Below are 12,383 nucleotides of genomic sequence, written 5' to 3'. Positions count from 1 at the left end.
GCGCGAGCCGCCCGAGCATTCGCGCTCACCCTGGCCGGGCGGCACGCGGGTCGCCGGTCGCGATGAGGGTGCCGCCGGGCTCGACCCGGAAGGCGGCGTCCTCGAACAGCACGACCTCGCCGGCGGAGCCACCGGCATCGGCGCGGACGCCGACGCCCTCGCCCACGACCGCGGCGGTCGTGTTCGGCTCGGGCCAGGTCTCGAGTGCGAGCTCGCGCTCGACGGCTTCGCCTTCGATATCGAAGTGGGGGAGGATCCGGTCGAGCCAGCGCGGGATCCACCAGGCCTTGTCGCCGAGCAGCGCCATCACCGCCGGCACGAGCGTCATACGCACGAGGAAGGCGTCGACGGCGATGCCGACGGCCAGGCCCAGCGCGATGGGCTTGATCGACGAGTCGCCCTCGGGCACGAAGGCCGCGAACACGGCGAACATGATGATCGCCGCCGCCGTCACGACCCGTGCCGAGGCGGTGAAGCCCGAGCGGACGGCGCCCAGCGCGATGTCGCGACGGCTGCGCGTCGAGTGGCCGGCCGCACCGCGGCGGGCGTGCACATAGTCTTCGCGCATGCGGCTGACCAGGAACACCTGGTAGTCCATCGCGAGCCCGAACAGCACGCCCATCAGGATGATCGGCATGAAGCTGATGACCGGACCCGTACGCGTCACGTGCAGCAGGTCGGCGCCCCAGCCCCACTCGAAGACGGCCGCGACGACGCCGAACGACGCGGCGACCGACAGCAGGTAGCCGAGCGCGGCCTTGATGGGCACCCAGATCGAGCGGAACACGATCATCAGCAGCACCAGCGACAGACCGACGACGAAGACGCCGAACGGCAACAGGGCGGCGCCCAGACGGTCCGAGATGTCGATGCCCACGGCCGTGAAACCGGTCACCTTCAGGTCGACGCCGTACTCGTCCTCCAGCTCGGGGGCGAGATCCCGCAGCGCCCGAACGAGCTCGGCGGTGGCCGGGTCGTCCGGAGCCGTCTCGGGCACGATCTGGATCAGTCCAGTGTCGGCGGTCTCGTTCGGCGTCGCGAGCGCGACCTCCTTGACGCCGGGAACCTTCTCGATCTCATCGGCGAGGTCGGCCATCAGCCCGAGCGGGTCGGTCGACGTGACGATCGTGCCCGTCATGATGAGCGGGCCGTTGGCGCCCGGCCCGAAGTGCTCGGCGGTGAGGTCGTACGCTTGGCGTGCCTGGCTCGACTCGGGCTGCTGGCCCGCGTTCGGGAGGGCCAGGGCGAGGCTCGCCGCCGGGATCGCCATGACACCGAGGGTCAGCACGACCGCGATGGTGGTCACCACGGGGTGGTTGGTGACCCACAGGACCCAGCGGTTGGTCTTCTTGACCGGAGCGGGGACTGCTTCCGTCGGGAGCGGGGTGGCGATCGTGCCCCGTTCGCGCGTCTCCGCAGCCTCGGTGGCCGTTCGCACGCGCACCTGAGCCTGCTCCGACGCGGGTCCGTTCAGCGCTTCCGAGATCTCTGAGCCAGCCTCCGGGCGTTTCGTCTCGCTTCGCTCGCTCAACGAACGGGAGTCCTCTTCGGTCGTCGAGCGAGCGAGCGAACGAGACGAAACGCCCTCGGCCTCGCGGGAGACTCGGGGGAGCGGCATGCCCCGCCGCTTCTTGCCGTGACCCCAGCCCGCGACCCGGCCCTTCGCGAAGCCCAGGAGGGCGGGCGTCAGAGTGATGGCAACGACCACGGCGATCGCGACGGCCACGGCCGCGGCGATGCCCATTGTCGTCAGGAACGGGATGCCGGCGAAGCCCAGGCCGATGAGGGCGATGAGCACGGTGACACCCGCGAACACGACGGCGGAGCCGGCGGTGCCGGTCGCCCGCGCGGCCGACTCCTCGGGCTCGACGCCGGCACGCACCTGGTCCTGATGTCGGGCGACGATGAACAGGGCGTAGTCGATGCCGACGGCGAGCCCCAGCATGATCGCGAGCATCGGAGTCGTGGACGAGATCGACGCGAACGCCGTGGAGACGTAGATGAGGGCGATCGCGAGGCCGACGCCGATGAGCGCCGATACCAGCGGGAACCAGGCGACGGCGAACGAGCGGAACGTCACGATCAGCACGAACAGCGCGATGAGCACGCCGACGGCCTCGATCAGCGAGAGGGCCGGCACGGAGGTCGAGAACAGGTCGCCGCCCATGGCGACCTCCGAGCCGTCGGGGAGCGTCTCGCGCAGATCGTCGGCGACCTCCTCGAGGCCCGCCTTGGTCTCGTCCGACACATCGGTCGCCTGCCCGTCGAACTGCAGTCGGATGATCGCGGCCGACTCGTCGTCCGAGACCATCCCCGTGACCATCTCGTTGAAGGGGTCCGTCACGGCGATCACGCCGTCGAGATCCTCGAGATGCGAGACGGTGTCGTCGATCGCAGACGCGTAGGGCTCGTCGTCGACCTGATCGCCGTCGGCGGCGACGATCACGAGCTGCGCACTCGTGCCGCTGGCCTGCGGAAAGCTGCGGTCCAGCAGGGCGATGCCCTCCTGGGCCTCGGTGCCCGGGATCGAGAACGAGTTGTCGGTGCCCTTCATGAACAGCGCCGCGCCGCCGCCGGCGAGCGCGAGCAGCAGCAGCCACGAGACCAGCACGCGCCAGGGGTGGCGGTACGTCCAACGGCCGAGCGCATACAGAAGAGTCGACACAGCGCCTCCGGTTCACGGATGAGGGGTTCGGGAAGTGTCGATACAGCGCTGTATCGGATACATGAGTGTATCGTAAGGCGCGTTGGCCGCCCGAACCTGAGTAGTCCGTGTGAGACTGGCGGCAAGGAGGATCGATGATCGACACCCCCGTGGTCGAAGTGGCCGGCACATCACGCCGCCGCGAAGCGACCCGGCAGAAGCTGCTGGATGCCGCCGCCCTGGTCTTCGCCGAAGTCGGCCTGGATGCGGCATCCGTCGAGGCGATCTGCGAGCGCGCGGGCTTCACCCGTGGCGCGTTCTACTCGAACTTCGAGACCAAGGACGAGCTGATGCTCGCGCTGACGGAGCGCGTCGCCGGCGAGAAGATCGACGAGGTCGCCGAGCGTGTCGCCGTGCTGCAGGAGCGCGGTGAGGACCTCGAGCCCGGTGCGCTGGTGCGCCAGCTGCTCGATGTCGCCTTCGACAAGAAGCAGGGCATCCTGCTGACGAGCGAGATCCGCACCCGCGCGATGCGCGACCCGCGGCTGGCCGAGACCTACCTCGCCTGGCAGGCGGGGATGGTGGAGCGGGTCGGCTCGTTCATCGAGGAGCTCGCGGGCACCTACGGGTTCCGGCTGCGGCTGCCCGCGTCGGAGTTCGCCGGCATCATCCTGCAGACCTGGGAAGACACGTCCGCCTTCGCCATCATGACGGGCCGTACTACCGCCGAGATGCACCAGCTGGTGAACGACCGCACCGCGCGCCTCGCGACTGCTCTAGTCGATCCCGCCTGATTCCGCGCATCGCCACCCCGCGGTCGCTGAGCGCGCGAAACGCGACACGTCGGGGCAGGGGCGTTTCGTCTCGCTCGCTGGCGCTCGCTCGCTCAACGGCCGGAGGTTTCTTTCCGGTCGCTGGCGCTTCCTCGCTCGATGACCGGAGGTTTCTTCCCGGTCGTTGAGCGAGCCAGGCGCCGCCCATCGGCTCAGGGCGTTTCGTCTCGCTCGCTGGCGCTCCCTCGCTCAACGACCGGAGGCTTCTTTCCGCTCGCTGGCGCTCCCTCGCTCGACGACCGGAGGCTTCTTTCCGCTCGCTGGCGCTCTCTCGCTCAACGACCGGAGGTTTCTTCCCGGTCGCTGGCGCTCTCTCGCTCAACGATCGGAGGCTTCTTCCCGGTCGTTGAGCGAGCGAGGAACGAGCGAGACGAAACGCGCCGAGCCGCCTCTGGACGTCGACCCGCCCTCTGCTCAGAGTGCGGCGTCGAGCACCGCGTAGCACCGTGCCAGGCGGTCGAGCCACCAGGCGCGGCGGTCGGCGGAGGCCGCGTGCGCGTCGAGCAGTGCGGGGTCGGGCGTGACCCGGCCCACCGCGAGGAAGCCGCCGCGCGGCACCAGTGGCGGGTCCGCCACGTCGGCGGTGAACAGCGACGCCGTCCCGAGTCCGCAGTCGTAGTCGAGCTCGGGGAGCGCGGCAGCCAGTGCCACGCCCATCGACAGCCCGACGGACGTGTCCAGGGCGCTGGAGACGACGGCCGGGAGCCCCGCCTCCGCCACGATCTCGAGCGCCCGGCGCACGCCGCCGAGGGGCTGCGCCTTGACGACCAGCAGATCGGCCGCCCCCGCGCGAGCCACCGCCAGCGGGTCGGCGGCCCTGCGCACGCTCTCGTCGGCGGCGATCGGGATGCCCATGTACTTCACTCGCCGCCGCAGCTCGGCGAGCTCGTCGACGCTCGCGCACGGCTGCTCGGCGTATTCGAGGTCGAACTCCGCGAGGGCGTGCAGTGCGCGCTCGGCCTCGTCGACGTTCCAGGCGCCATTCGCGTCGATGCGCACGCGCCCCTCCGGTCCCATCGCCTCGCGGACGGCCCGGACGCGGGCGACGTCGTCGGCGAGCACCTGACCGGCCTCGGCGACCTTGACCTTCGCCGTCCGGCAGCCGTCGAAACGCGCCAGCACCGCGGGGACGGCTGCGGCGGCGACCGCCGGAACGGTGGCGTTGACGCCGACGAGCTCGCGGCGGGCGGCGGGCCGCGGCATCCGTGAGTCCTCGATGGCCGCAGAGAGCCACGTCGATGCCTCAGCGTCGTCGTACTCCGCGAACGGCGAGAACTCCGCCCAGCCTTCGGGCCCCTCGAAGAGGAGTGCTTCGCGCACGTCGATGCCGCGGAATCTGGTCGCCAGCGGCAGCGCGACGACGCGCGCCGTCGCGAGCACGTCATCGAGCGGGGGGAGAGAGCGTCGGGTGGTCACGCCTTCATCCTGCCCCGTCGGCGGATCAGAACCCGGCATGGAAGCGCTGGTGACGAACCTCTGACTGAGCGATCACGCGAGCGTCGGAGAAGTGGGACGCCTGCGCGTTGCGGCGCTCCTCGTAGGTGACGGGCTTTCCGAGGATGGCCCACTTCAGGCGGATCCAGCGGCTGGGCTTCTCTGACATGGCCGGCTCTCTCGCGTTCCGGTCAGCATGACAGGTCGGCCTCTGACTTTAAAGTGTGATTGACGATAGTGTGTGAGACACAGTATGGTGTGAGACATGAGCGAAACCGAGATCCTCGAGACGCACCTGCAGGAGCTGCGGCGCGGCACCGTCGTGCTCGCGTGCCTCCGCCTGCTCGTCCACCCCGGATACGGCTACGGGCTGCTCGAAGAGCTGGGCGAGCGCGGCTTCCCCACCGACGCGAACACGCTCTACCCGCTGCTGCGGCGCCTCGAGAAGCAGGGGTTCCTCACCAGCGAGTGGAACACCGACGAGTCGCGTCCGCGCAAGTTCTACCGCACCAGCGCCGCGGGCTCGCGGCTCGCGGCATCCCTCACCGACGACTTCCGCGCGATCGCCGCGGCGATCGACGACCTTCCGACCCCCGACGTTCAGCACTGACCCACGATCAGCAGAGGAGAACGACATGACAACCGCGACGCTCACCGACCGTTACGTCGACGCCGCGATGCGCACCGTGCCCGAGGCGCAGCGCGAGGACCTGGCCGCCGAGCTGCGTGGCTCGATCGACGACCAGATCGAGGCGCGTCTCGCCGACGGGGAGGACCACACGTCCGCCGAACGCGCCGTCCTGACCGACCTCGGCGACCCCGACAAGCTCGCCGCCCAGTACACCGACCGGCCGCTGTGGCTCGTCGGGCCGCGCTACTTCCTCGACTGGTGGCGGCTGCTGAAGCTGCTGCTCTGGATCGTCCCGGTGTGCGCCGCCTTCGGCGTCTCGCTCGCGATGGTGCTCGACGGTGCGACGTTCGGCGAGATCGTCGGCGCCGTCGTGCCGCTGCTCATCTCGGTGGTCGTCCACATCGCGTTCTGGACCACCCTGGTCTTCGTCATCCTCGAGCGCACCGGGCACGACACGATGACGAGCGGACCCTGGACCCCCGATCAGCTGCCCGAACCGCGCCAGCGCGGCGCCGGACTCGGCGACATGATCACCTCGCTCGCGTTCCTCGCGATCATGGCCGGCGTCGTGCTGTGGGACCACTTCGTCGGACTGGTGCCGACGCAGCCCGGGCTGCCGTTCCTCGACCCGGGGCTGTGGCCCTGGTGGATCATCGGGCTGTTCCTGCTGATGGCCCTCGAAGCGGTGCTCGCGATCGTCGTCTACGCCGTCGGACGCTGGACTCCCGCGCTCGCCGTGGCCAACGGCATCCTGAATCTCGTCGTGGCGGTGCCGGCGCTGTGGCTGCTGTTCGAGGGACGGCTCATCAACCCCGAGTTCTTCCCGACGATCATCGCCGACGACGGCGCGGAGGTCGGCGCGATCGTCAATGTCGTGATCGGCTTCGTGATCGCCGGCATCGCGATCTGGGACACGGTGGATGCCGCGATGAAGGCCGCGCGGGCCCGCCGAGGCTGACGCCGGTGTCCTCGACTGAGGACATGCGCCGAGATGAGGACGCGCGGGCGACTGCGCGTCCTCATCTCGGCAATCCTCCTCGAACGAGGATCGCCCCCTCGCAGCGGCCCTAGTCTTTTTTCCATGCCCCTCCTCGATACTCCTGTGCGCCTCGGCGTGCAGCTGCAGCCTCAGCACGCCCCGTACTCCGCGTTCCGCGACGCCGTCCTGCGTCTCGAGGAGATGGGCGTCGACATCCTGTTCAACTGGGACCACTTCTTCCCGCTGTCGGGCGACCCCGACGGCCTGCACTTCGAGTCGTGGACCATGCTCGCCGCCTGGGCCGAGCAGACCGAGCGCGTCGAGTTCGGAGCGCTGGTCAACTGCAACAGCTACCGCAACCCCGACCTGCAGGCCGACATGGCCCGCACCGTCGACCACATCTCGGCGAAGGACGGCGTCGGCCGCTTCATCTTCGCGACAGGCTCGGGCTGGTTCGCCCGCGACTATGAGGAGTACGGCTACGAGTTCGGCACCGCCGGCTCGCGCCTCGACGACCTCGCCGCCGGGCTCGAGCGCATCGAGGCCCGCTGGCAGAAGCTCAACCCGGCGCCCACGCGCGAGATCCCGGTCATGATCGGCGGCAAGGGCGAGCAGAAGACGCTGCGCCTCGTCGCCCGGCACGCCGACATCTGGCACAGCTTCGTGCGCCCCGACGAGCTGCCGCACAAGCTCGACGTCATCCAGCGCTGGGCGGAGCGCGAGGAGCGCGACACGTCGAACCTCGTCATCTCGAACGAGCTGCACCAGCGCGGCGAGGGCATCGCCGACGAGCTGTACGACGCCGGTGTGCGCCTCTTCACGCTCGCCTTCCAGGGCCCCGACTGGGACTACGACCTCATCCGGTCGTGGCTGCGCTGGCGCGACTCGAAGAACGCCTGAGCCCCGCTCCCCGCCCCCGGTCGCAGTCCGTCTCTCCGCGAGACGACAGTGGGTGGACGAGACCCTGGGTGAACCCCACGGTCTCGTCCACCCGCTGTTGTCTCGCTGAGGCGCGAGCGGGAGGACACAGGAGCGGGAGGACACGAGATCGGGACGGATGCCGCGGCCGGAGGACCGCGGCACGTCACACGGGGGCCGCACCAACACGCGGAGACTAAACTCGCGCGGGTGACCGCCGCACCGTCCGCCCCCCGCTTCGCCCTCGACATCGACGGGGTGCCGCGACCCGAGCGGTCGCAGCAGCTGCTCGACGGCGTGCGCGAGCGGGTCGTGATCGCCGACGGGGCGATGGGCACGATGCTGCAGCGCTACGACCTCTCGATCGATGGCGACTTCGAGGGTCTGGAGGGCTGCAACGAGATCCTCAACGTCTCACGCCCGGATGTCGTGGCGGCGATCCATGACGCCTACCTCGAGGTCGGCGTGGACGCCGTCGAGACGAACACGTTCGGCGCGAACTGGTCGAACCTCGGCGACTACGGAATCGACGACCGGATCACCGAGCTCGCCGCCGCGGGGGCGCGCATCGCGCGCGAGCGCGTCGAGGCGGCCGAGGCCGTCGACGGGCGCGTGCGCTGGGTGCTCGGCTCGATGGGGCCGGGTACGAAGCTTCCGAGCCTCGGTCACACGACGTACGACAACCTGAAGCAGACGTTCGCGCTGCAGGCCGAGGGCCTCATCGACGGTGGCGCCGACGCGTTCCTCGTCGAGACCTCCCAGGATCTGCTGCAGACCAAGGCCGCCATCAACGGCTGCCGTCAGGCGATCGTGAGCCGCGGCATCCGTCTGCCGATCTTCGTCGAGGTGACGGTCGAGACCACCGGCACCATGCTCATGGGGTCCGAGATCGGGGCGGCGCTCACCGCGATCGAGCCGCTCGGCGTCGACGCCATCGGCCTGAACTGCGCCACCGGCCCCACCGAGATGAGCGAGCACCTGCGGCACCTGTCGAAGCACGCCACCGTGCCCGTCGCGTGCATGCCGAACGCCGGGCTGCCTGTGCTCGGGGCGAACGGCGCGCACTACCCGCTATCGCCCGCCGAGCTCGCGACGGCGCACGAGCAGTTCGTGCGCGAGTTCGGGCTGGGCCTCGTCGGCGGATGCTGCGGCACGACGCCCGAGCACCTCGCCGCGGTCGTCGAGCGCTTGGAGCCCTTCCGCGTCGCCCCCCGGTCGTTGAGCGAGGCCGCGAGTCGAAACGCGGAGACGAAACGCGCCGACGCTTCCGCGGACGCCGGGGGCGTTTCGTCTCGCTCGTTCCTTGCTCGCTCAACGACCGAAGACCCCGGCGTCGCGTCGCTGTACCAGCACGTGTCGTTCCAGCAGGATGCCTCTTACCTCGCGATCGGCGAGCGGACGAACGCGAACGGCTCGAAGGCGTTCCGCGAGGCCATGCTCGAGGAGCGGTGGGACGACTGCGTCGAGATCGCCCGCGACCAGATCCGCGTCGGCGCCCATCTGCTCGACGTCTGCACGGACTACGTCGGACGCGACGGTGCCGCCGACATGCGCGAGGTCGTGTCGCGCCTCGCGAGCGCCTCGACGCTGCCGCTCGTCGTGGACTCGACCGAGCCGGCGGTCATCGCGGCGGGGCTCGAGCTGATCGGCGGACGCCCGGTCGTGAACTCCGTGAACTACGAGGACGGCGACGGCCCGACCTCGCGCTTCGGCCGCATCATGCCGCTCGTGAAGGAGCACGGCACCGCCGTCGTGGCGCTGACGATCGACGAGCACGGTCAGGCCCGCACCACCGAAGGCAAGGTGCAGATCGCCACGCGCCTCATCGACGAGCTCGTCGATGAGTGGGGCCTGCGTGTCAGCGACATCATCGTCGACTGTCTGACGTTCCCGATCGCGACCGGCCAGGAGGAGACGCGCCGCGACGCCATCGAGACGATCGAGGCGATCCGGCAGATCACGGCGAAGTACCCCGGCATCAACACCACCCTCGGCGTCTCGAACGTGTCGTTCGGGCTCAACCCGGCCGCGCGCAGCGTGTTGAACTCGGCGTTCCTCCACGAGGCCGTCGAGGCCGGGCTCACCTCGGGCATCATCGACGCGGCGAAGATCGTGCCGCTCGCCTCGATCTCCGACGAGCAGCGCAAGGTCGCCCTCGACCTGGTGTGGGATCGCCGCGAATACGACGCCGACGGCAACGTCACATACGACCCGCTGGCACGGATGCTGGACCTCTTCGCCGGCGTCGACACCGCCGCGCTGCGCAACCAGCGTGCCGCCGAGCTCGCTGCGCTGCCGGTCGGCGAGCGGCTCGAGCGCCGCATCATCGACGGCGAGGGGAAGGGCCTCGAGGCCGATCTCGACCTGGCGCGCGAGGGCGGGCTGGCACCGCTGCAGATCATCAACGACCACCTGCTCGAGGGCATGAAGATCGTCGGCGAGCGGTTCGGCGCGGGCGAGATGCAGCTGCCGTTCGTGCTGCAGTCGGCCGAGGTGATGAAGACCGCGGTGGCGCTGCTCGAACCGCACATGGAGAAGTCGGATGCCTCGGGCAAGGGCCGCATCGTGCTCGCCACCGTGCGCGGTGACGTGCACGACATCGGCAAGAACCTCGTGGACATCATCCTCACCAACAACGGGTACGACGTCGTGAACCTCGGCATCAAGCAGCCGATCGCCGACATCATCGCCGCCGCTGAGGAGCACGACGCCGACGTCATCGGCATGTCGGGCCTGCTCGTGAAGTCGACGGTCGTCATGAAGGAGAACCTCGAAGAGCTCCGCTCCCGGGGCCTCGGCACGAAGTGGCCGGTGATCCTCGGCGGTGCGGCGCTCACCCGCGCCTACGTCGAGGACGACCTGGCGAGCCTCTTCGACGGCGAGGTGCGCTACGCCCGTGACGCGTTCGAGGGCCTCGCGCTCATGGAGCCGCTCGTGAAGATCGCGCGCGGCGCCGACCCGGCATCGGTCGGGTTGCCGGCATTGAAGAAGCGCCGCCATGCGGCCGGCTCGAAGCTCACGCTCACCGAACCCGAAGCGATGCCGACGCGCTCGGACGCGGCATCCGACAATCCCGTGCCCGCGCCGCCGTTCTGGGGCACGCGTATCGTGCGCGGCATCGCCCTGCACGACTACGCCGCCTTCCTCGACGAGCGCGCGACGTTCATGGGGCAGTGGGGCCTGAAGCCGGGCCGTGGAGACGACGGCGCGTCGTACGAGCAGCTCGTCGACACCGAGGGGCGGCCGCGGCTGCGCTACTGGCTCGACCGCATCCTCGGCGAGGGCATGCTCGACGCGTCGGTCGCGTACGGCTACTTCCCGGTCGTGTCGGAGGGCAACGACGTCGTCGTGCTGCACCACGGCGACGATGCGTCCGGGCGGCTCGGAAGGGCCGGCCTCCTGGCGCCCGACGGCGGCTCCGGCGGCGAGATCGGCACCGACCGCCTGCGGTTCCACTTCCCGCGCCAGCGCCGCGACCGCCACCTGTGCCTCGCCGATTTCGTCCGCTCGCGCGAGTCGGGCGCCGTCGACGTGCTGCCCGTGCAGCTCGTGACGGCAGGCGCCAACATCGACTCGGTGACCGCGAAGCTGTTCGCCGAGGACAGGTACCGCGACTACTACGAGCTCAACGGCCTCGTGATGCAGCTGACCGAGGCGCTCGCCGAGTTCTGGCACGCCCGCATCCGCTCCGAGCTCGGCTTCTCGGGCGAGGACCCGACCGAGACCGCGGGGCTGTTCAAGCTCGAGTACCGCGGCGCCCGGTTCTCACTCGGCTACCCTGCGTGCCCCGACATGGAGGACCGCCGCAAGGTCGTCGAGCTGCTGCGCCCCGAGCGCATGGGCGTCGAGCTCAGCGAGGAGCTGCAACTGCACCCCGAGCAGTCCACCGACGCCTTCGTCTTCCACCACCCCGAGGCGAAGTACTTCTCGGTCTGACCCGGCTGCGCTGCGGTTGCGAGATCAGGTGATTTCACGGGGGTAGGACGTTTTTCCGGGGATCTTCCTGCGCTCGTGACATCACCTGATGCGGTGACGGATGCCGCGGCCCGCGGCATCCGTCATGTTATTGCGTGGTGATCTCGACGCTGACGTTCGGAGGCGGCGTGGTGTGCACCCAGGCGGCCGGATCGGCGGCGAAGAACGCCACGAGGCCGATCACCGCCGCGAGGAGCGGGAGGGCCCACATCGCGGTGGCGGCCCGCCGGAGCACGCGTGTGACGACGGCGGTCTCGGTGGCCCGGAAGGCACGGCTCAGCGAGATGATGAAGACGATGGCCATCGCGAGCCACACCACCGGCGACGGCTCGAGTGTCGCGGTGTAGCAGGTCGCCGCAGCGTCGGTGGCGGTGACGCAGCCACCCTGCGAGCCGCGCGCGAACAGCCCGTAGAGGACCGCCCAGAACAGTCCCCGCTTCGCGAGCGAGATGATCTCGGGCACGTAGGCGCCGACGGGATTCGTCGACGTCGGCGTCGGGATTGAGGTCGGGGTTGGGGGGATCGCTGTGGTCACGTGGGCTCCTCCTGGCACGTGACCTTCACGATAGGGCAGATGCTCGCTCTCGCGGAGCGGGTGCGTGCTGCCGGTGCGGCGCCAGCGGCTTGGCGCGGCGCAGGGCGGCGAGGATCGGCCGGCCCACCACGATCAGCCCGACAACGGTCGTGATCGCGCGGAGGGTGTCCCAGCTGAGCGTCGACGTCACCAGCGAGTACAGCAGGAAGCTCGACAGGTTCACCTCCAGCGGCGCGGTGCCGTCGTACGAGATGCCGGTGCCGTAGCCCACGGCGAACGGCCAGAACCACAGGTTCATCAGCAGGCCGAAGACGTACGAGGCGACGACGCCGTACACGCAGAGCATGGCGATCTCGGCGGTCGGTGCGAGCCGGCGCGGCAGCGGTGCCTGGAGGGGGCGTGCGGCCCGGCGCGGCAGCGGTGCGTGGAGGGGG

At 70.0% G+C, this 12,383-nt stretch carries 9 protein-coding genes and 1 pseudogene; 5 read left to right on the top strand and 5 right to left on the bottom strand.

Features of this window, described 5'->3' with window-relative positions; translation table 11 throughout:
* Nucleotides 1-25 precede the first annotated feature (25 nt).
* The gene (locus tag ACI3KX_RS20650) at nucleotides 26-2,665 is read right to left on the bottom strand and encodes an MMPL family transporter (RefSeq protein ID WP_404910919.1); all 2,640 of its coding nucleotides are present in this window, start codon (nucleotides 2,663-2,665) and stop codon (nucleotides 26-28) included.
* Between the two features lie 134 nt (nucleotides 2,666-2,799).
* Between ACI3KX_RS20650 and ACI3KX_RS20645 the strand changes: the two genes are divergently transcribed.
* Nucleotides 2,800-3,438, top strand: coding sequence for a helix-turn-helix domain-containing protein (locus tag ACI3KX_RS20645; protein WP_363354261.1), 639 nt, complete (start codon nucleotides 2,800-2,802; stop codon nucleotides 3,436-3,438).
* Between the two features lie 453 nt (nucleotides 3,439-3,891).
* On the opposite strand, the gene ACI3KX_RS20640 is transcribed toward ACI3KX_RS20645, so the two are convergent.
* Together ACI3KX_RS20640 and ACI3KX_RS20635 are read right to left on the bottom strand one after the other, a co-directional pair.
* Nucleotides 3,892-4,932: an o-succinylbenzoate synthase gene (locus ACI3KX_RS20640; protein ID WP_404910918.1), complete on the bottom strand. Its 1,041-nt coding sequence runs from the start codon at nucleotides 4,930-4,932 to the stop codon at nucleotides 3,892-3,894.
* On the bottom strand, nucleotides 4,919-5,080 hold the full coding sequence (locus tag ACI3KX_RS20635) for a hypothetical protein (RefSeq protein WP_404910916.1): 162 nt from the start codon (nucleotides 5,078-5,080) through the stop codon (nucleotides 4,919-4,921). The genes ACI3KX_RS20640 and ACI3KX_RS20635 overlap by 14 nt, the downstream gene beginning before the upstream one ends.
* A gap of 96 nt (nucleotides 5,081-5,176) precedes the next feature.
* On the opposite strand from ACI3KX_RS20635, the gene ACI3KX_RS20630 reads away from it, so the two are divergent.
* The 4 genes from ACI3KX_RS20630 to ACI3KX_RS20615 all read left to right on the top strand — a co-directional run bounded on the left by ACI3KX_RS20630 (nucleotide 5,177) and on the right by ACI3KX_RS20615 (nucleotide 11,375).
* Nucleotides 5,177-5,521: a PadR family transcriptional regulator gene (locus ACI3KX_RS20630; RefSeq protein ID WP_363354255.1), complete on the top strand. Its 345-nt coding sequence runs from the start codon at nucleotides 5,177-5,179 to the stop codon at nucleotides 5,519-5,521.
* 25 nt (nucleotides 5,522-5,546) lie between these two features.
* The gene (locus ACI3KX_RS20625) at nucleotides 5,547-6,500 is read left to right on the top strand and encodes a permease prefix domain 1-containing protein (RefSeq protein WP_363354253.1); all 954 of its coding nucleotides are present in this window, start codon (nucleotides 5,547-5,549) and stop codon (nucleotides 6,498-6,500) included.
* Nucleotides 6,501-6,623: 123 nt separating this feature from the next.
* A complete protein-coding gene (locus ACI3KX_RS20620) occupies nucleotides 6,624-7,421 on the top strand; it encodes an LLM class F420-dependent oxidoreductase (RefSeq protein WP_363354251.1) in 798 nt (265 codons plus the stop codon).
* 228 nt (nucleotides 7,422-7,649) lie between these two features.
* On the top strand, nucleotides 7,650-11,375 hold the full coding sequence (locus ACI3KX_RS20615) for a homocysteine S-methyltransferase family protein (protein WP_404910915.1): 3,726 nt from the start codon (nucleotides 7,650-7,652) through the stop codon (nucleotides 11,373-11,375).
* Between the two features lie 127 nt (nucleotides 11,376-11,502).
* Here ACI3KX_RS20615 and ACI3KX_RS20610 read toward each other — a convergent pair whose 3' ends face one another.
* Both ACI3KX_RS20610 and ACI3KX_RS20605 read right to left on the bottom strand, forming a co-directional pair.
* Nucleotides 11,503-11,949 carry a hypothetical protein gene (locus ACI3KX_RS20610; protein WP_363354247.1) on the bottom strand — a complete coding sequence of 149 codons (447 nt, stop codon included), beginning with the start codon at nucleotides 11,947-11,949 and terminating at the stop codon, nucleotides 11,503-11,505.
* Nucleotides 11,950-11,974: 25 nt separating this feature from the next.
* Nucleotides 11,975-12,383, bottom strand: a pseudogene (locus ACI3KX_RS20605) (hypothetical protein); the annotation flags it as partial.

Origin of the sequence: Microbacterium sp. ZW CA_36, assembly GCF_044987475.1 — a bacterium.
Lineage (GTDB): Bacteria > Actinomycetota > Actinomycetes > Actinomycetales > Microbacteriaceae > Microbacterium.
The sequence above is the reverse complement of the archived record's forward strand: the minus strand, read 5'-3'. Positions and strand labels throughout refer to the sequence as shown.

Bases quoted from the DNA above. Each gene is read 5' to 3' on its own strand.
- ACI3KX_RS20645 (WP_363354261.1), top strand. From the start codon at position 2,800: ATGATCGACACCCCCGTGGTCGAAGTGGCCGGCACATCACGCCGCCGC.
- ACI3KX_RS20635 (WP_404910916.1), bottom strand. From the start codon at position 5,080: ATGTCAGAGAAGCCCAGCCGCTGGATCCGCCTGAAGTGGGCCATCCTC.
- ACI3KX_RS20630 (WP_363354255.1), top strand. From the start codon at position 5,177: ATGAGCGAAACCGAGATCCTCGAGACGCACCTGCAGGAGCTGCGGCGC.
- ACI3KX_RS20620 (WP_363354251.1), top strand. From the start codon at position 6,624: ATGCCCCTCCTCGATACTCCTGTGCGCCTCGGCGTGCAGCTGCAGCCT.
- ACI3KX_RS20640 (WP_404910918.1), bottom strand. From the start codon at position 4,932: ATGCCGGGTTCTGATCCGCCGACGGGGCAGGATGAAGGCGTGACCACC.
- ACI3KX_RS20625 (WP_363354253.1), top strand. From the start codon at position 5,547: ATGACAACCGCGACGCTCACCGACCGTTACGTCGACGCCGCGATGCGC.